Source organism: Streptomyces sp. NPDC046727 (assembly GCF_040645635.1).
In the GTDB taxonomy this organism is placed as follows: Bacteria; Actinomycetota; Actinomycetes; order Streptomycetales; family Streptomycetaceae; genus Streptomyces.
Map to the genome: position 1 here is coordinate 328,920 of NZ_JBEYYR010000004.1, position 23,490 is coordinate 352,409.

Here is a 23,490-nt window from a genome sequence, read left to right on the forward strand (position 1 = left end):
CAGCTGCCGCTCCGACGACGCTCGGCAGGGGCGGGACACCTGGCGGTGCCCCGCCCTCGGGCCCGAGGGCCGGTGGTCAGACGGTCGCGGGCAACGGCTCGGCAGCGGACGGCGCCGCCAGTCGGCCTGAGCGGTGCAGGCCGTACAGGGCGACCGCGCACGCCAGGCCGAGGGCGAACAGCGTGATCCACGGCAGTGCGGGCATCCCGGCCGCGCGGGCGGCGTCCAGCGCGGCGCCCGTGCCGAGGTTCCCGACGGTGATACCGATGCCGCAGATCGTGTTGTAGAGCCCGTAGTGGGTGGCGACGAGGCGGTCACCGGAGAGGCGGACGATGGTGTCCATCTCGAACGGGTAGGCGATCATCGTGCCGATGGCCAGCAGCAGTGCGGCGAGCGTCGGCGGAACCGCCGCGAGGAGCCACAGCCCGATCCCGTACTCCGGCACGGGCACGGCGGTGGCCAACAGCAGGGGCACGAAGGCCATGCCCATCGCCGCCAGCCCGCGCACGAGCGCCTGCCCGGGCTCGTATCGCGCCTTGCACCACGCTGTCACCCGCGTCTGCCCGACGATCGTGCTCAGCCCGGAGACCGCGAAGAGGACCGCCACCGCGGCCGTGCCGAACTCTCCGTCGCCGCCGAGCCGGCGCACCTCCAGCGGCAGGGCCAGATAGACCTGGAAGGACAGGACGTATGAGCCGATCATGGCGACGGAGAAGAGCAGGAAGGGGCGGTTCGTGAGGATGCCGCGCCACTGGGCGAGCACACCCTGACCATCGTCGCTGTCCTGGCGCTTGGTGTCGTCGGCCCGCCGGGCGGGCAGTGCGCGGATCTGTACGACGCTCAGCAGGGCGAAGATCCCCGCGGCGACCAGGCAGGTGATGCGGAAGTCCACCCCGGTCAGCACCATGCCGACCAGGGGGCCCAGCAGGATTCCGGCCTGGTAGAAGACGTTGAACAGCGCGAACGCCTCGACCCTGCGCTCGCCGGCGTCGGCCGCGAGGTACGCCCGTACGGCCGGGTTGAACAACGCCCCTGCCAGGCCCGTGGCCGCCGAGGCGGCGAGCAGCGCGGGCAGCGAGTCCACCAGCCCGAGGGTCGCGAAGCCGAGTGTGCGCAGCACGCATCCGGCGATGATCATCGGCTTGTAGCCGATCCGGTCGGCGAGCGTGCCGCCGACCAGGAACATGCCCTGCTGGCTGAAGTTCCGTACGCCCAGGACGAGCCCGACGAGCCAGCCGGCCAGCCCGAGCGTCCCCGACAGGTGGGCGGCCAGATACGGCATCAGCATGTAGAAGCCCAGGTTGATGGTGAACTGGTTCACCATCAACAGCTGGACGCTGCGCTCGTACGACCGTACCTGTGTGAGCATTCCCTTCACCGGCCCTCCTCCGCGGAGTCGGCACCCGGTACATCCTCGGTGACGTCGTGGTGTGCGCCTTGCAGGGTGAGGGGATCGACCACGGTGGTGCACCGGGTCCAGTGGGTGACCTCCTTTTCGTCCAGGCGGCCGATCAGTTCCGGTTCGGGCGCCGGGGGCGATTCGAGCAGGCCGTGGGCGGCGCAGTAGTCGTCGTCGTAGACCGTCCCGAGGTAACGCTGTGGGCCGTCGGGAAAGATCGCTACGATCCGTGCGTCCGCCGGCGTCGTCCGGGCCAGCCAGCCGGCCACCAGCGCGACCGCGCCCACGCTCCATCCCCCGGTGGCGTAGTGCGAGGCGGCCAGCTGTCGGCACGTCCACACGGCTTCGTGCGGGGCGACCCAGTGCACCTCGGAGAACTGCTCGTAGGCGACATTGCGGGGGTAGATGCTGGAACCGAGTCCGCGCATCAGACGGGGTCGGGCCGGCTGACCGAAGATCGTCGAACCGGTGGTGTCCACACCGGCGACGGTCAGCTCCGGGTAGAGCTGCCGCAGGACTCGTGAGACACCCGCCGAGTGGCCGCCGGTGCCGACGCTGCACACCAGCATGTCGATGTGGCCCATCTCGGCCGCGAGTTCGAGGGCCAGCGGGGTGTAGGCGGCGACGTTGTCCGGATTGTTGTACTGGTCCGGGCACCAGGAGTCGGGGTGCTGCTCCAGCAGCCGCTGAACGCGCTCACGGCGGGCCTGCTGCCAGCCGCCCGTGGGGTGTGGCTCGGACACGACGTTGACCTGGGCGCCGTACGCGGTCAGCAGCCGGGTCATGGACAGCTCCAGTCCCGGATCGGTGACCAGGGTGACCGGGTGGCCGTACACCATGCCGGCCAGCGCCAGCCCCAGACCCAGAGTGCCGCTGGTGGACTCGATGATCCGCCCACCGGGCCGCAGGTCGCCGCGGGCCCGGGCCCGCTCCACCATGTGCAGACCCGGCCGGTCCTTGATGCCGCCCGGGTTGAATCCCTCAAGCTTCGCCCAGAAGCCACGCCCGGCCGGGGCCAGGGGTTCCGACACCCGCAACAGCGGGGTGTTGCCGACCAGGCTGGACAGGGCGGACTGGCCGGGGACGACCGCTGTCCTGGTCAATGACTGCATGTCTGTGTTGTCGCTCTCGCTCGATGAATGCACGGTGCGGGTTCATCTCGCGCCCCATGACTCCAGGGCGGACCGTGGGTCCGCGTCGAGGCCGTGGGCGCGCGGCAGCCGGAGAGGTCGGTCGGCTGCGAGCGAGTGGTCTAGATCCTCCACCGCGACGTATGGGCGAGCGCCACTCGGCCGGCGCGTCTGTCGTGACGTCTGCGAAGTGCACGCCGTGCAAGGGGGCTGCCCACTACCAGGGTCACGGCGACCAGGACGACGACGGCCATGGCGACGAGAGGAAGGTCCTCCGCCGACTGAGCCGCCGTACGGACGATCATGTCCGACGCGCAGTCCTCATCTCCGTGGGGGCCGTGAAGCCCGTCAGAATCTCCGGTCGCCGGGAGCACCGAGGCAGAGGCAGGGACGAACACCGAGCGGTGCGTCTCCTCAGGCATTCCATGGATGACGGCACACAGCATCAGTGCCATCACCAGGACGCCGAGGATCACCGAAACGGGTCGGCGCCACCGCGACGAGCCGGATGGGGCCCATGAGGCATGCACGGGCAGACGGGAATGTGTCGGCACAGGTCCTCCGCGCTGCTGCACCCCCCTACGAGTACGCGGGGAGACGCAGACATGGGTGGGGGGTAGGACGGCATCGACGAACGTGACGACCCATCATGAGCTCAGGGGACGCGGCTCGTCGCGCGCTCTCAGCCCAACCGGTGACGACCGGCAGGCCGGTTGGCGGACTCTGTGCTCCTAGACCTGCTGAACCACGGAGGCGGCTCTCAGAGCCGTAGTGGACATCCCACCCACACGCAGACCAGCGGCAGACAGGCGAAGGGGCGAGGCGCCCTCGGCACCGGTTGATTCGCGAACCGACGCTGCAAAGAATGGCGGGGCCAAAACGGAACCCTGCTGCGGCTGCCCGGACACACACTCCTGACAAGGATGTGACGGCTGGTGACCACCATGGTGGTCACCAGCTTCCCCTGCGAGCAGCGGAGAAGGCCCTGCGGCCGCATGGCGAATGTCATCGGCCGGTTGCGCCGGAGAGGTCGTCGCGCTGGTGGAGAGGTGTCCCGCGACGGTCTCGACGTGCACACCGTGGGTCAGGAGAACGCCGAACAGAAGCACGGCCAAGGCCAGCACGCGCAGCACCGGGCCCACATCGGAGCGGGCCCGAAGCATGCGCTGGGGCGACCAAGCCGTAACCATGCCGTGATCCTAGCGGCTTGCCGCCAGTGATCGACCACCACTACTGAAACTCGGGTTGACTCGCCAGGGAATGGCTCGTTTGCTGCGGCGAGTGTGCACCCGGTCGCAGACGGCCGTCGCCAGGTGTCTCCTCACGTACTCCGGCCCCGCGCCCGGGTCCGCTGCTTCAGTTCGATGATGGTCGCTACGGCGCGCAGCCAGGTGGCCGCGGTGTCGTCGGCGGCGATCCCGCCGCTGAGTTCGGTGCCGGCCCGCAGCCACTCCCGTACGAGGTCGGCCGCCTCCCGGCGGGGCAGGGGCTCGGGCAGCTCCGCGGCGCGGGCGAGTCCGCCGGCGCGCACGGTGTCGGCGAGGAAGGCGACCGAGCGCGGCTCGGTGCCGAGGCGGTCGAGGAGGACGGCTGCTGCCGCGGCGCCGTCGCCGAACAGGGCGGTGCGCCGGGTGCCGGGCTCGGCGGTGAGCCCGTGGCGCAGCAGGACGGTGATGTCGAGCCGGGCCAGTTCGTCGTCCGTGCGGTACGGCGGGTAGGGGGCGTCGTCGTTCATGGCGGGGCCTCGGGTGTCTCGTCGCTCAGTCGACGGTGACGGTGTAGGTGATGCGCTCGGGGGCCTGGGAGGGGGTGGCCGCCCCCGCGGTCGGGGTGGCGGAGGGGCCGGTCGTCGCGGGGGGCAGGGTGGAGGTGTTGCCCTGGCAGGTGGTGAAGGTGCAGTGCAGCAGCGTGAACCGGGTGGTCCCCTTGCCCTTGGCCTCGAACGTGAAGGTGAGCCGGCCGCCGGCGCCGTCCACCGGCTCGTCGCCGGAGTCCGACGCGTAGTCCTGGCCGCGGCTGACCAGCACCGAGCTGTCGGGCGCGGGGTCGACCAGGTACCAGTACTCGCGGGTGGAGGCGTTCTGGTCGACGGTGAGCGTGAAGCGCTCGCCCGGCTCGGCGGTGATGCTGGTGTCCTTCACCGGGTGGCTCGTCGGGCGGCTCGGGGCGCCCGCGGGGTGGCTCGCGGTGCTCGTGGAGCCGCCGGCCGGCTCGTGGGTGCCCGAGCCGCAGCCCGTGGCGAGAGCGAGGAGCGCGGACGCCGCGACCGCGGCACCGCCCCTGCTACCGCGGAAGATAGACGCTGTACGCGTTGGGGAGATCACTGGTGGAAGCCTTGCCCATGTGGCCGTTGATGAAGTCGTCCTCGCTGACCCAGGTGGTCGAGCCCCAGGGGTTGTACACCTGAAGCATGTCACCCTCCTGGGCGATGATGGTCATGGCGTGGGCGCCCTCCTTGCCCGAGACGTCGACCGGCACCGGCCGCCCCTGCGCCACCGACTTCTCGACTTCGGTGAGGACCGCCCTGCGGTCGGCGGCGCTGTTCAGGTCCTGGCGCTCGTAGTCGGTGCCGGTGGCACTGCCGACGGCGGTGTCGTTGATCCGTTCCTGGCCCTCGGGCCCCATGCCGCCCCAGTTCTCGCCGCCGTCGCCTTCGGTGTGCAGCCGGTGCTGTTCGGCCACCAGGCGCTGCTTGAAGGCCTCGGGGTCGTCCTGCTGCCCGTCGGGGCCGCCGGTGAGGTCGAGCGCGTACAGGGGGTCGACCATGGCGCGGGACGTGACGGTGGACGAGGCCACACAGGTGCCCTCGGAGCCGTCGCCGCCCTGGATCCACCGCTGGCCGTCGAACGTGACGTAGTCCTTGTTGTTGTTCGAGCCGTCCGGGGCCAGACCCTCGTCGTTCATGCTGTCCGGGGCAGTGACCACCGGAGTGAGGTGCCGGCGCAGCCAGGCGGGGTCCTTGCCGTGGATCTTGTTCTGGAACGTCCCGATCTCGGCGACGCTGTGGCCGGCGGCCAGGGCCTTCATCAGGTAGGCCCGCTCCTGCGGGCTGTCCGACTTCGCCAGCATCCGCTCCATGGACGTCTCGTCGTCGAGGCTCAGCAGGTCCATACGCGCCGACGCGCGCTCCAGGTCGCCGGCCGTGAGGATCTCGTTCAGCTCTGCGTCGGCGCCCGCGACACCGGTGTCGGCGAGCATCAGCTTGTCGACGGCGGTGAGTTCGCTGGTCTCCATCTTCCCGGCCCGTGCCTCGGCGGCCCACTTGTTCAGGTCCCGGGCCGCGACGCGGGTGGCCTCCTGCGCGTCGGAGACGGCGGCGTGCATCAGGTCGACCGCGAAGGAGCCGAAGTGGGCGGCGTTCTTGCGGTCCCACTCCTCCTCGTCGCTCTCGTGCAGGTCGTCGAAGAAGCCGTCCTTGCCGCCGAGTGTCTTCTTCTGCTCCAGCAGCTGTCCGCGGCCCTGCTCGTCCTTGCGCTGCGCGGCGCCGATCGCGTCGGCCAGCGTCAGCAGCACCGAAGCGCCACTCCGGAACGCCTCGCCCATCTGGGTCACGGACCGCCCGGCGGCGTTCACCACGTCGGAGGCGAGGACGCTCGTGTCACCGACCCACACCTCCGGAAGACCCTTGCGGCCCACCCGGTCGACCTGGTCGAAGACGCTGCCGACATGGTCGACCTGACCACGGTAGAGCTCCGCCAGGCCCTCCAGCACGCCCGGGTCGCCGCCGGGTCGGGGCACCGAGAGGGCGTCGTCGATCAGGTCCAGGAGCTCGTTCTTGCTCCCGGCGGCGAGCATCTTCTTGGACAGTCCGGCGAGCCAGGCGAGGCGGAAGGACGGGGAGTCGAAGGGAGAGGAGAAGAACGACACCGGCCCGTTCCTCAGTAGCTCGACAGGGCCGAGGTGCGCCCGCCCCGCGCCGATGTGTCGGTGAGGCTGCTCGTGCCGCCGACGGGGACGCTGTCCGCGTGCGTCTTCACCAGGCCGTCGGTGCCGTGGTAGGTCTTCTTGGCCAACTGCACCTTGCCACCGAGCTCGTGCAACGCCGACGCCAGTGTCTTGGCCTCCGCCTCCCATGCCTTGACGAACGCGTTCAGCGCCGACGCGGCGTCATCGCCGCCGACATCGCCGTACGAGTAACTCGTGCGGGACCTGACGGCCGAGCTGACGCCGTCCATGTCCGTGGCGGCGTCGTCGAGTTGCTGGGCCTGGCCGGTCATACCCGCCTTGACCTGGTAGCCGTCCGAGCCCACCGTGCCTCCCCCGTATGCCTTCGATCGCGACCGCGGGCAGGCTAACACCCACCGCGTAGAGAAGGATCACGCGTCGTCCGCCACACACACCTCCTCCACATCAGAGGCCGGCTTCCTCACGCCGAGGCGTGGGACGGATCGCTCTGAGCCTGCCGGCGAGCCGTTCGACGCCGGCCCGGGCGCGGGCGCGGAGTGAGGACGCGCGGGAGGCCGCCGCCTTCTCCGGGGGCTGCCGTATTCGATTCGGATTGCGTCAGAAATCGGCACGGAGCAGAAAGGCCGCCCCTTTCTCTCACGTCTGTCGTGCGGGGTGCTCTGCGTGTTTCATAGAGGTGTGGTCCGCTGTGCGCGACCATACGGACGCGGCACAAGGAACACCGAGACAGAAAGAAGGGCAGGCATGTCCGGCAGTGAAAGTGAGAATCCAGCAATCCCTTCACCGACGCCCACACCGACTCGGCGGCCCAGGACGAACCGGGACTGGTGGCCGAATCAACTGGACCTTCAGGTTCTCCACCAGCACTCGCCCCAGGCCAACCCGATGGACGAGGACTTCGACTACGCGAAAGAGTTCGCGACCCTCGACGTCGACGCGCTGAAGCATGACGTCTTCGAGGTGATGACGGCGTCCCAGGACTGGTGGCCTGCCGACTACGGTCACTACGGGCCGCTCTTCATCCGGATGAGCTGGCATGCCGCGGGAACGTACCGTATCGCGGACGGCCGCGGCGGTGGCGGCAGCGGCGCGCAGCGCTTCGCCCCGCTCAACAGCTGGCCGGACAACGCGAGCCTGGACAAGGCGCGCCGTCTGCTGTGGCCGGTCAAACAGAAGTACGGCCGGAAAATCTCCTGGGCCGATCTTCTGGTCTTCGCCGGAAACTGTGCCATGGAATCCATGGGATTCAAGACGTTCGGGTTCGGTTTCGGGCGAGAGGACATCTGGGAACCCGAGGAGATCTTCTGGGGGCCTGAGGACACATGGCTCGGAGATGAGCGCTACAGCGGTGACAGAAAACTCACCGGTCCCTTCGCCGCCGTACAGATGGGACTGATCTACGTCAATCCGGAGGGGCCCAACGGAAACCCGGACCCGATGGCTGCCGCCCAGGACGTCCGGGAGACGTTCGGGCGCATGGCGATGAATGACGAGGAGACGGTCGCACTCATCGTCGGCGGCCACACCTTCGGCAAGTGCCATGGCGCGGTCGACGCCAGCTATATCGGCCCGGAACCCGAGGCCGCCTCCATCGAGCAGCAGGGCCTCGGCTGGCGGAACACCTACGGCAGCGGCACGGGACCCCACGCGCTCACCAGCGGCCTGGAGGGCGCATGGACCACCGAGCCGACCCAGTGGGACAACGGGTACCTGGACAATCTCTACAAGTACGACTGGGAGCTGACGAGCAGCCCTGCCGGCGCCCACCAGTGGACGCCCTCGGATCCCGCGGCCCGGGACACCGTGCGCGACGCCCATGATCCGTCGAAGCGGCACGCCCCCATGATGCTGACGACGGACCTCGCGCTGAAGGTGGACCCGGTCTACGGCCCGATCACGAAGAGGTTCCACGAGAACCCGGACGAGCTGGCGGTGGCGTTCGCCAAGGCGTGGTACAAACTGCTGCACCGCGACATGGGACCCCGCTCGCGGTACCTCGGCCCGTGGGTTCCCGAGCCGCAGCTGTGGCAGGACCCCGTTCCCGACGTCGATCACGAACTGGTCGGGGACGAGGACATCACTGCCCTCAAGGGCAGGATCCTCGGCTCGGACCTTTCCGTCTCCCAGCTGGTCACCACCGCCTGGGCGTCGGCGGCGAGCTTCCGCGGCACCGACAAGCGCGGCGGGGCGAACGGAGCACGCATCCGGCTCGCGCCGCAGAAGGACTGGGAGCTCAACGACCTCCCCGAGGTGACCGAGGTCCTGCGCACGCTCGAGCGGATCCAGCAGGACTTCAACCGCTCCCAGACCGGCGGAACGCGGGTCTCCCTGGCCGACCTGATCGTCCTCGGCGGGTGCGCGGCCGTCGAGCAGGCCGCGAGGGACGCCGGGTACGACATCACGGTTCCGTTCGCACCGGGGCGTACGGACGCCTCGCAGGAGCAGACCGACGCGGCCTCGTTCGCCGTCCTGGAGCCCAAGGCGGATGCCTTCCGCAACTACCTTCCGGCGGGCGAGAAGCTGTCGCCGGAGACCCTCATGCTGGACCGCGCCAACCTGCTGACGCTGACCGCTCCCGAGATGACGGTGCTGATCGGCGGCATGCGGGCCCTGAACACCGGCTTCAAGGGGACTTCCCACGGTGTCTTCACCCACCGGCCGGGAATCCTGACCAACGACTTCTTCCTCAACCTGCTCGACATGAGCACGGAGTGGAAGGCGTCGGCCACGGACGAGAACGTGTTCGAAGGGCGAGATCGCGCCACCGGCGAGGTCAAGTGGACCGCCACCGCCGTCGACCTGATCTTCGGCGCGCACTCCCAGCTCCGAGCGGTCTCGGAGGTCTACGCGTCCCAGGACGCGGGAGAGAAGTTCGTACGTGACTTCGTGGCAGCGTGGAACAAGGTGATGAATCTCGACCGGTTCGACCTCGCCTGAGCCCGACGTCCCGGTCGGCCCTCATCGGCCGACCGGGACGTGGCGGAGGGTAACCGCATCCTTCTCAGCCGGGCGAAGGCTCCTACCTGGTACGTTTGCCCACCATGACGGTGGCGTTGATCGACTCAGGGCTCGGCCTCCTTCCTACCGCCGGCTGGCTTCGGCACCTCGCCCCGGATCTCGATCTCCTGCTGCTTCTGGATCCCGAGGGCGCCCCTTGGGGGCCGAAAACCGCTTCCTTCGTCACGGACCGGCTGCTCAGTGCCGCCCACCTGGCCACAGAGCGCGGCGCGGAGGCCATCGTGGTTCCCTGCAACACCGCCACCGTCACCGCGATCGACGCCCTGCGCGAGAGGTTCGAGCCTCGCATTCCCGTGATCGGGACCGTCCCCGCCGTGAAGCCGGCAGCGGCGGCCAGTCAGAACCTCGCCGTGTGGGCGACCGTACGGACCACCGCCAGTGACTACCAGGATCGCCTGATCGCTGACTTCGCGAACGGCATACCCATCGCCCGGGTCGCGTGCCCCGGCCTGGCCGAGGCGATCGACCACGGTGACATGGCCGCCGCAGCGGAAGCGATCGCCGATGCGGCCGAGCGAACCCCCCGGAATTGTGACGCCGTGGTGCTGGGGTGCACGCACTACCCCCTGGTGGCTCCGGCGATTCTGCAGAGCCTGCCCGCCGGGACCGTCCTGCACGACAGCGCGGAAGCCGTCGCCCGCCAAGCACTGCGGCGACTGAACCGCACCCGGGAGACGGGCAGTGTCCTGGGCTCCATCGACGTGGTCCTCAGCGGTCGCGAGAGCCACCTCCCGGAAGGCGCGCACGCCTATCCGGTGGGCCGCGCCCTGGCCGCCGCAGCGCCGGTACCTCGCGAAGCTCTCCTCTCCGCCACCACCCGAGCCTCAGTGACTGCTCCGGCGATCTGAGCAAAGAGTCCGGAGTTCCAGCAGTGCTTTTCGACGTCACACGCGGCCAGTTCGCCGGCATCTTCGACGAGGACCGGATCGCGACCCTGCCCGGCTCCGCCTTCCCGCCCTCCGTCGCGGACAGTGAGGGCGCCCGCCTCCTGCAGACCGTCGGCGTCCCCACCGGGACGCTCTGGCTGCGCGAGCCCGACGAGGACACCGGCCGGCTGCCCCTCGTCCAGGACGTCGTCGACGCCGAGGACTTCGAGGACTTCGAGGACGCCTTGGAGGACCCGGGCGAATGGCCCGTCATCGGCTGGCTGCTCAACGCCCACCTCGCCCTCGACCCCGTATCCGGCAAGGTGTACGCCGTCGACCCCGACGAGGAGACCGTGCGGGAACTCCACACGGACGTCTCCTCCCTCGTCCAGGTCACCCTCCGGTTCCAGCGCCTGCTCGAAGAGTTCGCCTTCAGCGGCGACGACGGCGAGGAGGAGGCCGACTTCGAGCGCCTGGACGGCGAGGTCGATCGCATCCGGGAGGAGACGAGCAGCATCGACCCGCTCCCCTTCCAGGACGACGAGACCGTCTGGTCGGTAGTGGGCGATGAGATCGCCATGGGTCAGCGCTTCAAGGGCTGATGGTCAGCTACGGTTGCGCTGCTTGCTGGTCAGGATGCACGCGTTCATGTCGTCGGGATCCCCTACGGTCAGCGCCACCAGCAAGCGCCCCTTGTCCCGGTAAAGGTCGAATGGGGTGTGTTCATCCCCTATGACCAAATCGAGTTGCTGCTCGGCGCCGAACTCGTCGATCTTCCAGGTGCCGTCCCCGCTGACCCGCTGCGTGATCTTGCCGTCGAGTCGCATCTCGGTAGGGATGCCGGTGGCGGACGCCGATCCGTCCCGCTTCAAGGTCACCGTGGTGTCGCACTTCCGGGCGCGCCAGGTGCCGATGAGCTGAGACTCGTGGATGTTCTTCGCATGCGGATAGCCGCCCCATCCCATGCACGCCGAGACCGCCAGCGCCATCGGGGCCGAAACCAGCGCCCACTTCCATGCTCGGCTGCTCATCGCCCGACCCCTTCGTACTGGTGGCCTGATCCTAGGCTCGTACCGCTCCCAGTGCCTTCAGCGCCCCCTGGTGATCCTGGGACCCTTGATCGGGCCCGATGAAATCCTTTTCACGCAGGGGGTAGGCTGGTGCTCCACACGGTGAAAGGATGCGCACTCAGGTGGTGACGATCCATGACGTGGCGCGAGCCGCCGGGGTTTCCCCGGCGACGGTCTCGCGCGTCTTCAACGGCGGCAACGTAACGCCGGAACGCGCCCTGTCCGTCCGGCAGGCCGCCGAGGCCCTCGGCTTCGCGCCCAATCGGCTCGCCCGGTCGCTGCGCAAGCAGCGCTCCAGCGTGATCGCCCTGATCATCCCGGACATCGAGAACCCGTTCTTCACGTCGCTCGCCCGGGGTGTCGAGGACGCGGCGCAGCGCACCAGCCTCTCGGTGGTCCTGTGCAACTCCGACGAGGACACCGACAAGGAGCGCCGCTATCTGGAGGTGGCCCTCGGCGAGCAGATGGCCGGCGTGATCGTGGCCGCGGCCTCGCAGGACGAGACCGACCTGGGGCCGCTGCTCGCGCGGGGTGTGCCCGTGGTCGCCGTGGACCGCCGGCCGCACGAGGCGGAGGTGGACGCGGTGCAGGTGGACAACCAGCACGGCGGCGAGGCGGCCACCCGTCATCTGCTGAAGGCCGGATACCGCCGCGTCGCCTGCATCGCCGGCCCGCAGGGCGCGTCCACCTCCGAGGAGCGCCTGGCCGGGTATCGCATGGCGCTGCGGTCCGCGCCCGACACGGCTCGGGCCGGCGACACCTACGTACGGCACGGCGACTTCCGTGTCGAGGGCGGCCGGGCCGCGATGCGCGAGCTGCTGGCGCTGCCCGAGCCGCCGGACGCGGTGTTCGTCGCCAACAACCTGATGACGGTGGGTGTCCTGGACGTGCTCCGCGAGGCCGGGCGCACCCCGCCGTCCATCGGTGTGCTGTCCTTCGGCGACGTGCCGTGGGCCTCGCTGATACGGCCGTCCCTGACGGTCATGGAGCTGCCCTCCTACGAGCTGGGCCGTACGGCGGCCGATCTGCTGCTGCAGCGCATCGAGGGCAACCCGTCCCCGTTGCAGACGGTGGTGCTGCGCACCAGGCTGCAGGTGCGGGAGAGCACCGCGGGGCCGTGAGCGGAGGGAGCGTGCCAAGGGGCGCGGTACCGGTCGGGGGTTTCCGGTGCCGCGCCCCTTTTCGTGGGTCCGGAGCTACTTCAGCCCGGACGTCTTGATCGACTCCACGATCTGCCGCTGGAAGACGAAGAACAGGATCAGCATGGGGAGTGCCGCGACCGTGGCCGCCGCCAGGATGTAGTTCCAGTTGGAGCCGTACTGCGTCTGGAACGAGGCGATGCCGAGCTGGACCACCGTCAGCGACTGGTCGTTGGTGGCGACCAGGGGCCAGACGAAGGCGTTCCAGTTGGCGAGGAAGAAGAAGATCGCCAGGGCCGAGAGGATGGGGCGGGACATCGGCAGGACGATGTTCCAGTAGACCCGCCAGTGGCCGCAGCCGTCGACGATCGCCGCCTCCTCCAGTTCCTTGGGGAACCCCAGGTAGAACTGGCGCAGCAGGAAGATGCCGAAGGCGTTGAAGACGGCCGGGACGATCAGGCCGGCGTAGCTGTCGAGCAGGCCCAGCTCGCGAGCGACCAGGAAGAGCGGGATCAGCACGACGGGGGCCGTGACCAGCAGGGTCGCGAAGATGGCGCCGAAGAGCTTCTCACGGCCGGGGAAGCGCAGCCGCGCGAGCGCGTAGGCGGCCATGGAGTGGAAGAACAGGGCCGCCACGGTGATCACCGCGGAGATGAGGAAGCTGTTCCACAGATAGCGCCCGAACGGCACCTCGGTGAAGACGTAGACGAAGTTGTCGAAGGTGAAGTCCCGTGGGATCAGGTTTCCGTCGGTGACGGTGGCACGTGTCTTGAAGGACGACGTCACCATCCAGAGCACCGGGAAGACGCTGATCAGCGACAGGATGACGGCCAGGACCGTCAGTCCGGTGGCCGAGGACAGCGGCCGGCGCCGGCCGGCCGGTGTGTCGGCCCGGGTCGTCAGGGTGTCACTCGCCATCGTCGAACCTCCCGCCTCTCGTGAGCTTGAAGATCACGGCGGAGATCAGGACCATGATCAGCACCAGGAACGAGCCCATGGCCGACGCGTAGCCGTACTCGCCGAATCCGAATGCCTGCTGGTAGATGTAGAAGATCGCGAGCGAAGTGCCGTTGGCGGGGCCGCCGTTGGTGAGGACGAAGATCAGGTCCAGGCCGCCGGTGATGGCGGAGACGGTCGACATGAGCAGGACGAAGAAGCTGGTGGGGCGCAGCAGCGGCCAGGTGATGGTGCGGAAGGTGGTCCACGGGCCCGCGCCGTCCAGCTTCGCGGCCTCGTAGAACTCCTTGGGGATCTCCTGGAGCCCCGCCAGGAAGATGATCATGTAGTAGCCCATCATCACCCAGACCATGACGGCGATGACGCAGCCGAGGGCCAGGGAGGGGCTGCCGAGCCAGGACTCGCCGTCGAGGCCGGCCGCCCGCATGGCCCGGTTGACCGCGCCGGCCTGGTCGTCGAGCAGGAACTTCCACAGCACGCCGACCACCACGAGGCTGATGACGTACGGCAGGAAGAGCGCGGTGCGAAAGACGCCGACGCCGGGCAGCTTCTGCTTGACCAGCAGGCCGAGGCCGAGGCTGACGCAGAACAGGACGGGGACGAGGATCAGGACGTACTCGCCGGTGATCTTCATCGAGTCCCAGAACAGCGGGTCGTTCATCATCCGCCGGTAGTTGCCGAGCCCGATCCACTCGTACGAGCCGAAGCCGCTGACCTGGAAGAAGCTCAGGACGATGGACAGCACCATCGGGATGGCGACGAAGATCAGCAGACCGAGCACGTCGGGGGCGAGGAAGAGCCCCGCGGCCAGCCATTCGCGGTGTTTGCGGCTGAGTCCCGGCTTGCTCGCGGAAGCGGGTGCCTGCGCCGGGGCCGCGGCACGCCGGCTCTCTTGTGCGGCGACGCTGCTCATATCAGGCTCGCCCCCTTGTAGCTCTTGGTGTAGGCAGCGATGGACCGGGCGGCTCTCTCCGCCTCGCCGGCCACGCCGCGGCCGGCGAGCATGGTGCCCTGGATGGCGTCGGAGATGGCCTTGTAGACGACCGGGGGGTAGCGCGGCTCGGCGCGTCCGCCGGGGAAGATCTCGTCCTTGAACTTCTTCATGACCTCGGAGTCGTAGCCGCCCTTCGCGGCGCCGCGCTCCAGGGCACTGGCGCGGGGCGCCACGTCGGACTTGGCGCCGACGCACCAGTCGACCATCCGGTTGATCGAGTCGTCCTTCATGGATCCCAGCGCCCAGACGCAGAACTCGGCCGCCGCCTCGGGGTTGCGGCCCTGCGCGTTGGCGCAGAAGGACCAGCCGCCCAGCGTGGTGACGTACTTGCCGCCGGGGGGCACCGGCAGTTTGAAGACGCCGTACTTGTACTCGGGTGCGAACGCCTTGAAGCTGGAGACGTTCCAGATGCCCTGCTGCCACAGGGCGACGTTGCCGCCCTTGAACGCGCCGATCACGTCGCCGGCGGCGGGCAGGGTGCGCGGGGCGATGCCGTGGCGCACGGCGTCCTGCCAGAACCCGAGGGCCTGACGCGTGGCCTTGGAGTCGAACACCACGTTGCCCCGGTGGTCCAGCACCTCGCCGCCGCCCTGCCACATCCACGCGTACCAGGTGAAGTTCTGGTAGTAGCCGGGCTGGGTCTCGAAGACGAGGCCGGCCCGGGTCTTCGTGCGCAGCTTGTCGCCGATGTCGAGCATCTGGTCCCAGGTGACGGGGATGTCGGCCTCGGACAGGCCGGCCTTCTCCCAGACGTCCTGGGCGTAGAACATGGCGAGCGGTTCGACCTCCATGGGGAGGGCGTAGACCTTGCCGTCGACGGTGCGGCTGTCGAGTGCGGAGCCGAAGTCGTCGATGGCGGCCTTGTCCATGTACGGGGTCAGGTCGGCGAGGACGCCGCCGTTGTAGTACCGCAGGAAGTCGCCGGGCGAGAGCAGGAAGATGTCCGGGCCCTCACCGGTGGCGAAGGCGGACGGGAGCTTGAAGCCGTTCAGGTAGGTGGGCTGCGGCAGATGGACGAGGTCGATCTGCGCCTTGTGGGTGGCGTTCCACTTCGCGACCATGTCGACGAACCACTGGGACTGCGCGTTGATCGCCGGGTCGGGCGAGCGCTGGGGTCCGTAGAAGTTCCAGAACTGGAGGTTGCCGCCCTTCGCCTGGGCCGTGCCGCAGCCGGAGAGCAGGGGCGTGGCGGCGAGGGCCGCGCCGGCACCCGCCGTCGCGGTGAGGAAACGCCGGCGTGACGAGGTGGCCGGGCGACCGGCTTCGTTGCCGTGCTGGAGCATGCGTGCGCTCCTGTCGGAGTGGGATGAGGTCGAGCGGGACAGGGACTTGGGGAGAGGGCGTGCCGGGGACGGGGGTACGGAGACCGGGCCGGGGAGCGGGGACTCAGTCGACTTCGAGGGTGAGCAGGTCCGGTGTGGCGGGACGGGAGGCGGAGCTGGGGGCGTCCAGGTAGAACAGCGAGGTGCTGGCGATGTCGTCGCTGGTGTGCCGGTAGCGGTGCGGCAGGCCGTTGCCCTGGCCGGGGCCGATGCCGAGGCTCTGCACGGTGACGCGAAGGTCCTGCGAGAAGCGGACGGGATCCAGGACGTGCCAGCGGTACATCCCGAACCGCTGCTGGCTGCGGTAGAGCCCGTCGGGGCGCAGGATCTGGTTCAGGCCCAGGTAGGGGGTGGTGTAGGCGGTGTAGCCCTGCCCGGGGACGTCGAAGTTCCAGGCGCCGCCGAAGTAGTCCTCGGTGCCGGTGCCGCAGATCGTGGGGAACTCGTCGTCGCCGTCGAGGTAGAACTTCAGCTCGCCCTCGCCCCACCAGCCGGGGCTGTTGACGCCCCAGGCGAGGTAGGTACCCACATAGCTGCCGGCGCCGGTGACGCCGTCGAGCAGGGTGTGCACCTCGCCGTACGGGACCGGGTGGCTGCGGCGCCACTGGGCGTGGAAGTAGGAGGCGTCGTCGGTGACTTCGTCCAGTTCGTAGTCGACCTGGTAGTAGAGGGTGACCTTCTCGGCGGTCAGGTTCTCCAGGGTGATGCGTGCCCTGCGGCGGAACGGCATCGGCCAGTACGCGTTGAAGCCGCCGTTGGGGTTGGCGGCGACGGGCACGGACGAGACCTGGCTGAAGGTGTTCCAGCCGTTGCAGAAGAAGTCACCGAGCGGGACCTCGACGGCGGGGGTCTCCTCGCCCTCCCAGTACATCCGCAGCAGGGTGCCCCGCCAGGCCGTGTGCGGGTCGGTGGTGCACCACAGGTGGCGGATGGTGCCCGGCCCCTCGATGTCGGCGAGCACCGCCGTCTCGCCCGCGGCGATGTCGATGCTCGGGGAGATCTTCCAGCCCGGCCCCAGCCTGCTCGCCGCGACGGCTCCGGTGCCCTCGGTGGCGCGGCCGCCGCCTCCCCTGGCACCGGTGAAGTTCTCCGCGCTGATGGAACGGCTCACGGCACGCGTCCTGCGGGAGATGCCGTCGAGTCCAAAAGTCGTCATCGTGTCCGTGCCTTCAAGGGTGGGTGTGCGGGGCGGGCCCAGGGTGGGCCGCGCACCCCTGAAATCCATTTCAGCGAAACGTAAGACGGGCGTCAGAGGGTGTCAAGGGCTGAGACGGGAGCGAATGCCTCTGATGAGAGATGCCCAGGTTGCACGATTTAGGCCGACTCTTCTCAGCCACAAGGCGCAGAACTGCGCGGCCCCTTGACGCTGAAATCGATTTCTGCCAGCGTGCTCGTCATGCCTCGCAACGCAGTCATCGGTGTGGACATCGGCACATCGAGCAGCAAAGGCGTTCTCGTCGGTCTCGACGGCGTCCTGATCCGCTCGGCCGTGCGGGAGCACACCCCGGACAGACCGGGCCCCGGCCGCTTCGACATGGACGCCACCGTGTGGTGGCGCGAGTTCACGGAACTCACCCGCGAGCTGACCGGCCCGGACGACAGCACCGTCATCGCCGTCGGCGTCAGCGGCATGGGCCCGTGCGTCCTGCTCACCGACGAGCACGACACCCCGCTGCGCCCCGCGATCCTCTACGGCGTCGACACCCGCTCGGTCCGCCAGATCCACCGCATCGAGGAACAGCTCGGCGCCGAGGAGATCATCCGCCGGGGCGGCTCCGCGCTCACCACCCAGGCCGCCGGTCCGAAGATCGCCTGGGTCGCCGAGGAGGAGCCCGAGGTGTACGCCCGGGCCCGCCGGCTCTACATGCCGAGTTCCTGGCTGGTCCGCAAGCTCACCGGCGCCTATGCGCTGGACCAGCACTCGGCCAGCCAGTGCACCCCGCTGTACGACACGCTCGCGGGCGAGTGGTACGGCCCCTGGGCCGCCGAGGTGGCCCCCGGCATCGATCTGCCGCCGCTGCGCTGGCCCGGCGAGGCGGCCGGCACCGTCACCCCCGAGGCCGCCCGGGCGACCGGGCTGCCCGTCGGCATCCCCGTCACCACCGGCACCATCGACGCCTGGGCCGAGGCCCTGAGCGTGGGTGCGCAGCACACCGGCGATCTGATGCTGATGTACGGCACCACCATGTTCCTGATCCACACGGTGCCGAAGCCACTCACCAGCCCGTCCCTGTGGGGCACGGTCGGCGCGCTGCCCGGCACCCGCAACCTGGCCGGCGGCATGGCCACCTCGGGAGCGGTCACCAACTGGCTGCGCGACCTGTTCGCCGGGGGCGACCACGCCGAACTGACCAGGCTGGCAGCCGAGTCCGGACCCGGCGCGGGAGGCCTGCTGATGCTGCCGTACTTCTCCGGCGAACGCACCCCGATCATGGACCCGGACGCCCGCGGTGTCATCGCCGGACTCACCCTGTCCCACACGCGCGGCGACCTCTACCGGGCCGCGCTGGAGGCCACCGGGTTCGGGGTCCGCCACAACATCGAGGTCATCGAGGAGGCGGGCGGCGACATCCGCCGCGTGGTCGCCGTCGGCGGCGGCACGCAGGGTGCCTTGTGGACACAGATCGTCTCCGACATCACCGGGCGGCCGCAGGAGCTGCGCACCACCACGATCGGGGCCAGCTACGGCGGTGCGCTGCTCGCGGCGCGGCTCGTCGGGGACGCCGACATCGACGTCTGGAATCCGGTGCGCGAGACGGTGATGCCGCGTGCCGAACACATCGAGCGGTACGACGAGTTGTACGGCCTGTACCAGCGGCTGTACCGCGAGACTTCGGCGACCGTGCATGCGCTGGCCGCGCGCCAGGAGCGCTGAGCTCGAACTCGCCCAGGCAAGGGGCTCCGCCCCTTGACCCCGCCAGGGGGCTCCGCCCCCTGGACCCCCGCCCTATGCCCACCCACCACCCGACTCGGTCGGCCGGAGGGTGGTCGTCGTACGCACATCCCCAACGGAGATCGCATGACCACGTACACCCTGCCCGAGCCCCACCGGCCGCCCGCCGCCGAGCCGCGCACCGTCTACACCGTGGCCAGCGGTGACCTGCGCCCCGCCGCCAATGTCACCTGCTGGCCGACGCAGGAGAAGCTGGAGAACGACATCGCCGCGGCGCTGACCGACCTCGGCTGGCGGGTCCGCCGTGGTCATGCCTTCGACGCGGCCAAGGGGCACGGCTTCATCGACAGCCAGCGCGCCGGCATCGAGGTCTTCAAGACGCTGCCCGAGGACGCGCCGCTGATCGTCGTCGAAGGTGTCTGGCAGTACAGCCATCACGTGCTGGCCGGACTGCGCAGCCACCGGGGCCCGATCCTGGTCGTCGCCAACTGGAGCGGCGAATTCCCGGGTCTGGTCGGCCTGTTGAACCTGGCCGGCAGCCTCACCAAGGCCGGCCGGCCGTACTCCGTGCTGTGGAGCGCCGACTTCACCGACGACTGGGCCCGCGACGGCCTGCGCACCTGGCTGGACACCGGATCCCTCACGCACGACACCAGCCATGTGCGACCCCTGCCGCCGCTGCCCGAGGACCCCGAGACGGAACTCGGTGTGGCCCTGGCCCGGCAGCTGCGCGACGAGAAGGCGATCATCGGCGTCTTCGACGAGGGCTGCATGGGCATGTACAACGCCATCATCGACGACGAGTTCCTCAACCCGCTCGGCATCTACAAGGAGCGCCTGTCGCAGAGCGCCCTGGTCGCCGAGATGCAGAAGGTCTCCGACGCGGAGGCCCAGGCGGTCCGCGCCTGGCTCGACCACGCCGGTATGCGGTTCCACACCGGTACCGACGAGGCCACCGAACTCACCGACGCGCAGCTGCTCAGCCAGTTCAAGATGTACATAGCCGCGCTGCGCATCGCCGACGACTTCGGCCTCGACGCGGTCGGCATCCAGTACCAGCAGGGCCTGAAGGACACCGTCCCGGCGAGCGACCTCGCCGAGGGCCTGCTCAACAACGTCCAGCGCCCGCCGGTACTGAGCCGCGACGGCGCCCGCGAGCTGTACCCCGGCGCGCCGCTGCCGCACTTCAACGAGGTCGACGAGGGCGTCGCCGTCGACTCCCTGGTCACCAACCGCGTCTGGACCGCGATGGGTCTCGACCCGGCGACCACACTGCACGACATCCGCTGGGGCGAGGAGTACGACGGCCGGTTCGTCTGGGTCTTCGAGATCTCCGGCTCGGTGCCCGCCTCCCACCACGGCGGCTACCACAAGTCGTACAGCATGCGGCAGCCCCCGATGTACTTCCCGCTCGGCGGCGGCACCCTCAGCGGCGTCTCCAAGCCCGGCGAGATCGTCTGGTCACGCGTGTTCCTGATGGACCGTCATCTGCACGTCGACCTCGGCCGTGCCACCTCGATCGAGCTGCCCGACGAGGAGACCCGGCGCAGGCTGGAGGCCACCACTCCGCAGTGGCCGATCATGCACGCGGTCCTGCACGGCGTCTCCCGCGACCAGTTCATGGCCCGCCACCGCGCCAACCACCTCAACGTGGCCTACGCCCCCGACGCGGCGACCGCCGACAAGGCGCTGCGCGCCAAGGCGGCCCTCTTCGCCGAGCTGGGCTTCGAGGTCCACCTGTGCGGGGACGTGGCGCTGTAGCCGGCCCCGCGGGCGCGGGCGTTCCCATGCAAGGCCCCTACGATTCCGAGGAGTTCGGCATGACCGGTGCACCACGCTCCCACCCCGCCCCGGCCGCCGACGGCCCGAGCCGGCGCTCGCTGCTGGGCGCCGGCCTGGGCCTCGCGACGGCGGCGACCGGACTCGCCGCGGGGGCGGCACCTGCGAGCGCCGCCCCCGCCGTCACCGGCACGAAGGTCCGCAACCTCACCGGTCCCGCCGAGACCGGCCGGTTCGCGGCACCGTGGACCGACCTGGGCATACCCGCCCGCTGCCCCGACGGCACGATGCTGTTCGTCTGCGGCGACACCTTCGACGGGGCGGGCGTGGGCGGGCCGGACTGGCGGGCCCCGGTGGGCCTGCGCGCACGCCGCCCCGACGTCGACCACCTCGTCATCGACGACAGTGTGGGCGGCTCGCACGCCGTCGGCCTGGTCCCGGAGGGCCACCAGAACAACACGACCGCCATCCCGTCGGACGTGTTCACCATCGGCGACACGATGTACATGCACCTCATGCGCGGGGTGCTCCACCAGACCCACCACTCCGACTTCTGGCGCTCCACGGACAACGGGGAGACGTGGGAGTACCTGTGCCTGTGGCCGGGGGACCAGTACGGCGGCCGGTTCCAGCAGAAGACGTACGCGGTCGCGGACGACGGCCACTGCTACGTCCTGTCGACGGTCTTCAACCGGGACATCGCCTCCGACCTGCTGCTGCACCGCGTCCGCCAGGACCAGGTGGGCAACCCGGCGGCGTACCAGCCATGGGGCTACGCGAACGGCTCCTGGGCCTGGGGCAACTACCCGACCACGATCACCGCCCGTCGCCGCCGGGGCGAGATCTGTTTCCGCGCGATGGGCGGCAAGTACGCCCTGACCTGGCTGAACATGGACCCCGTGGGGATACGGGCGCAGATCTTCCCGCTCCCGACCAGCAACCTGTTCACCACGCCGGAACAGACGGTCATCGTCCCCACGAGTCCCGGCAACGAGTGGGGCAACGCGGTGGCCAGCCCCTACGGCGGCTTCATCGTCCCCGGGTCGACCTTCGCCGACTTCCACATCAACGTCAGCCAGTGGTACGACGACCAGAACTACCGGGTGATGCAGTACCGGATCAGCGGACTCGCTGTCTGAGGACCGGACGGCGTCGGCGGCACCCGCTGGTCACCGGCGGACAGGAGTCGTTCCCTCGGCCAGGCGGACGATCGCCTGCGCCGTGGCCGCCGGCGCCTCCCGGGGCGGGAAGTGACCGACGCCGGGCAGCAGGACCCGCTCGTACGGGCCGGCGAACAGCTCGTCCTTGCCCTCGGTCGTCCCGACGAGGTTGTCCCCGTCACGCTGGCCGTGCAGCACGACACTCGGGACGCGCACCGGCGGCGGCTCGGCCAGGCGGTCTTCGATGTCCTGGTAGGCCGGGTCGCCGTCCGCCTCACCCCAGCGGTGCAGGTAGGCGTGGACACTGATCTCGGCCCAGTCGGGGTTGTCCCACGCCGCGGCCGCCTGGTCGAACGCGGCCTCGGTGAAATCCCACCCCGGTGACCAGGAGCGCCACAGGTACCGGCACAGAGCGCGCCGGTCCCCCTCCAGCGCCGCCCGGCCGCGGGACGTCGCCGTGTACCACTCGTACCAGTACGCGTGCGCCAGCGGATAGGGAACCGCGCTGTCGGGGCGGTTGGTCGCATAGCCCGCGGACAGGGCGGCAAGCGCACGGATCCGGTCCGGGAACAGCGCCCCGGCCACGTACCCGGCACGAGCGCCCCAGTCGTGGCCCGCCACCACCACGTCGCCGAGGTCCAGGCCCTCGAGGAAATCGGCCAGATCCCGGCCGAGCGCGCCGATCTGCCCGCTGCGCGGGCGGGCCGGATCACGGAATCGGGTCTCCCCGAAGCCGCGGAGGTAGGGACGGTACACCCGGTAACCGGCCCGGTGCAGGTGCGGCAGAACGGCCTCCCAGCAGTGGATGTCGTCCGGCCAGCCGTGCACCGCCACCAGGGGCCGGCCGTCCGCCGGGCCGCTGTCGTCGTAGGCGATCCGCAGGACCGCCGTGTCCACATGCCCCATCATGAGCGGCCGGGTAGCCCTCGTCCGGCGCCCGAAACACCCGCTCGCGGGCCAGCGTGCGACGAATGTCGCTGTATGTCCAGTCTGTCGGGTGCGTGCTGGTTTGCGCGATCTGTGCCCAGGTTACTCATGGCGCATGCTTCCCTCCCGGGTCGAGGAGACCCTCCCTGAACTGGCTCCCTTCGTCCACGCCGTGCAGGGCCGTCGACCCGACGACGGCACCTGGTGCGAAGCATGGACGGTACGCGACGTCCTGATCCACCAGACGGGCAACGCCGAGGAACTGGCCCGGGTCCTCCAGGCGTTCATGTCCGGATCGCCGGTGGAGACCAGGGGCTTCGAGCGGGAGGCGCCCTATCGGCGGATGTCCGACGCCGAACTCTGGTCGGCGTTCCTGAACCGGTGTGAACACCTCACCGAGGTCTCCGCGGCCGCCGCGCGGGACCTGTCCCCGGACACGGAGGTGAGGTGGACCGGCCGGACGGTGACGGTTCCCTTCTTCGCGGAGCACATGCGTGAGGAGCTGATCCTGCACCGCTGGGACCTGACCGGCGACGACCGCACGGCGGTGCAGGCGCTCAACGAGCCGTGGATGACGCGGCACAGCGTGGTGCAGGTGGGCCTGCCCCTGCTGGCCAAGGGACGCGCCGGGCTGGATCTGGGTCCCGAGGGGCGGGTCGAAGGACGCCTGCGTACGCCGGGCACGGACGACGTCCTGGTGACCGCCGATGCCGACGGCACCAGCATCCGCCTCGCCGCGCCGGAGGGACCCGCCACCATCGAGAGCGACGCGGCCGTACGCGTCCTGCTCCTGTGGGGACGCCGCCCCGCCAACCCGAACCGCTGGCACAGCTCCGCCGGTCCCGAGGCCATCCGCCGGGTACGGGCCCTCCTCAGCGGCTACTGAGGGCTGCTCCCTCCCGGAACGGGGCGCTCCGAAGCGCGGCGGAA

General features: G+C 69.8%; 20 protein-coding genes. 8 read left to right on the plus strand and 12 right to left on the minus strand.

Translation table 11 applies throughout. The features are described 5' to 3' along the window. Positions 1–76 precede the first annotated feature (76 nt). The 6 genes from ABZ937_RS07445 to ABZ937_RS07470 form a co-directional block, all read right to left on the minus strand. The gene (locus ABZ937_RS07445) at positions 77–1,378 is read right to left on the minus strand and encodes an MFS transporter (protein WP_361686904.1); all 1,302 of its coding nucleotides are present in this window, start codon (positions 1,376–1,378) and stop codon (positions 77–79) included. Next, positions 1,375–2,511, minus strand: a complete 1,137-nt coding sequence (locus ABZ937_RS07450) for a PLP-dependent cysteine synthase family protein (protein WP_361686907.1) — start codon at positions 2,509–2,511, stop codon at positions 1,375–1,377. The genes ABZ937_RS07445 and ABZ937_RS07450 overlap by 4 nt, the downstream gene beginning before the upstream one ends. 1,339 nt (positions 2,512–3,850) lie before the next feature. Then, the gene (locus tag ABZ937_RS07455) at positions 3,851–4,264 is read right to left on the minus strand and encodes a hypothetical protein (protein ID WP_361686910.1); all 414 of its coding nucleotides are present in this window, start codon (positions 4,262–4,264) and stop codon (positions 3,851–3,853) included. A gap of 25 nt (positions 4,265–4,289) precedes the next feature. Next, positions 4,290–4,670 (minus strand): protease inhibitor I42 family protein, encoded by a 381-nt coding sequence (locus ABZ937_RS07460; protein WP_361686913.1) that lies wholly within the window; start codon positions 4,668–4,670, stop codon positions 4,290–4,292. A gap of 142 nt (positions 4,671–4,812) precedes the next feature. Continuing rightward, positions 4,813–6,396: a peptidoglycan-binding protein gene (locus tag ABZ937_RS07465; RefSeq protein WP_361686915.1), complete on the minus strand. Its 1,584-nt coding sequence runs from the start codon at positions 6,394–6,396 to the stop codon at positions 4,813–4,815. 11 nt (positions 6,397–6,407) lie between these two features. After that, a complete protein-coding gene (locus ABZ937_RS07470; protein WP_361686918.1) occupies positions 6,408–6,779 on the minus strand; it encodes a hypothetical protein in 372 nt (123 codons plus the stop codon). A 400-nt stretch (positions 6,780–7,179) separates the two neighbouring features. Here ABZ937_RS07470 and katG point away from each other — a divergent pair, with 400 nt between their 5' ends. The 3 genes from katG to ABZ937_RS07485 all read left to right on the plus strand — a co-directional run bounded on the left by katG (position 7,180) and on the right by ABZ937_RS07485 (position 10,921). Continuing rightward, positions 7,180–9,372 (plus strand): catalase/peroxidase HPI, encoded by a 2,193-nt coding sequence (gene katG, locus ABZ937_RS07475; protein ID WP_361686921.1) that lies wholly within the window; start codon positions 7,180–7,182, stop codon positions 9,370–9,372. A gap of 104 nt (positions 9,373–9,476) precedes the next feature. Beyond that, positions 9,477–10,301, plus strand: a complete 825-nt coding sequence (locus ABZ937_RS07480) for an aspartate/glutamate racemase family protein (RefSeq protein ID WP_361686925.1) — start codon at positions 9,477–9,479, stop codon at positions 10,299–10,301. A 23-nt stretch (positions 10,302–10,324) separates the two neighbouring features. Next, positions 10,325–10,921 (plus strand): SUKH-4 family immunity protein, encoded by a 597-nt coding sequence (locus ABZ937_RS07485; RefSeq protein ID WP_361686928.1) that lies wholly within the window; start codon positions 10,325–10,327, stop codon positions 10,919–10,921. Between the two features lie 3 nt (positions 10,922–10,924). Here the strand turns inward: ABZ937_RS07485 and ABZ937_RS07490 are convergent, their stop codons facing one another. Then, positions 10,925–11,350, minus strand: a complete 426-nt coding sequence (locus tag ABZ937_RS07490) for a hypothetical protein (protein WP_361686931.1) — start codon at positions 11,348–11,350, stop codon at positions 10,925–10,927. 149 nt (positions 11,351–11,499) lie between these two features. Here ABZ937_RS07490 and ABZ937_RS07495 point away from each other — a divergent pair, with 149 nt between their 5' ends. Then, the gene (locus ABZ937_RS07495; RefSeq protein WP_361686934.1) at positions 11,500–12,510 is read left to right on the plus strand and encodes a LacI family DNA-binding transcriptional regulator; all 1,011 of its coding nucleotides are present in this window, start codon (positions 11,500–11,502) and stop codon (positions 12,508–12,510) included. 75 nt (positions 12,511–12,585) lie between these two features. Here the strand turns inward: ABZ937_RS07495 and ABZ937_RS07500 are convergent, their stop codons facing one another. The 4 genes from ABZ937_RS07500 to ABZ937_RS07515 form a co-directional block, all read right to left on the minus strand. Beyond that, a complete protein-coding gene (locus tag ABZ937_RS07500; protein ID WP_361686937.1) occupies positions 12,586–13,446 on the minus strand; it encodes a carbohydrate ABC transporter permease in 861 nt (286 codons plus the stop codon). Further along, positions 13,436–14,398 carry a sugar ABC transporter permease gene (locus ABZ937_RS07505; RefSeq protein ID WP_361686940.1) on the minus strand — a complete coding sequence of 321 codons (963 nt, stop codon included), beginning with the start codon at positions 14,396–14,398 and terminating at the stop codon, positions 13,436–13,438. Before ABZ937_RS07505 ends, ABZ937_RS07500 begins: the two co-directional genes overlap by 11 nt. Beyond that, positions 14,395–15,762, minus strand: a complete 1,368-nt coding sequence (locus tag ABZ937_RS07510) for a sugar ABC transporter substrate-binding protein (RefSeq protein WP_361686943.1) — start codon at positions 15,760–15,762, stop codon at positions 14,395–14,397. The genes ABZ937_RS07505 and ABZ937_RS07510 overlap by 4 nt, the downstream gene beginning before the upstream one ends. 103 nt (positions 15,763–15,865) lie before the next feature. After that, positions 15,866–16,957 (minus strand): glycoside hydrolase family 172 protein, encoded by a 1,092-nt coding sequence (locus ABZ937_RS07515; RefSeq protein ID WP_361686946.1) that lies wholly within the window; start codon positions 16,955–16,957, stop codon positions 15,866–15,868. Between the two features lie 240 nt (positions 16,958–17,197). Here ABZ937_RS07515 and ABZ937_RS07520 point away from each other — a divergent pair, with 240 nt between their 5' ends. The 3 genes from ABZ937_RS07520 to ABZ937_RS07530 all read left to right on the plus strand — a co-directional run bounded on the left by ABZ937_RS07520 (position 17,198) and on the right by ABZ937_RS07530 (position 21,612). After that, entirely contained in the window at positions 17,198–18,676 is a 1,479-nt protein-coding gene (locus ABZ937_RS07520) for an FGGY-family carbohydrate kinase (RefSeq protein WP_361686950.1), read from the plus strand. 144 nt (positions 18,677–18,820) lie between these two features. Beyond that, positions 18,821–20,455 carry a fucose isomerase gene (locus ABZ937_RS07525; protein WP_361686953.1) on the plus strand — a complete coding sequence of 545 codons (1,635 nt, stop codon included), beginning with the start codon at positions 18,821–18,823 and terminating at the stop codon, positions 20,453–20,455. Positions 20,456–20,514: 59 nt separating this feature from the next. Next, complete coding sequence (locus tag ABZ937_RS07530) at positions 20,515–21,612, plus strand: DUF4185 domain-containing protein (RefSeq protein WP_361686956.1); 1,098 nt, start codon at positions 20,515–20,517, stop codon at positions 21,610–21,612. 30 nt (positions 21,613–21,642) lie between these two features. Here the strand turns inward: ABZ937_RS07530 and ABZ937_RS07535 are convergent, their stop codons facing one another. Then, positions 21,643–22,539 (minus strand): alpha/beta hydrolase, encoded by an 897-nt coding sequence (locus ABZ937_RS07535; protein WP_361687054.1) that lies wholly within the window; start codon positions 22,537–22,539, stop codon positions 21,643–21,645. 136 nt (positions 22,540–22,675) lie between these two features. Here ABZ937_RS07535 and ABZ937_RS07540 point away from each other — a divergent pair, with 136 nt between their 5' ends. Further along, a complete protein-coding gene (locus ABZ937_RS07540) occupies positions 22,676–23,446 on the plus strand; it encodes a maleylpyruvate isomerase N-terminal domain-containing protein (protein WP_361686959.1) in 771 nt (256 codons plus the stop codon). Positions 23,447–23,490: the final 44 nt, after the last annotated feature.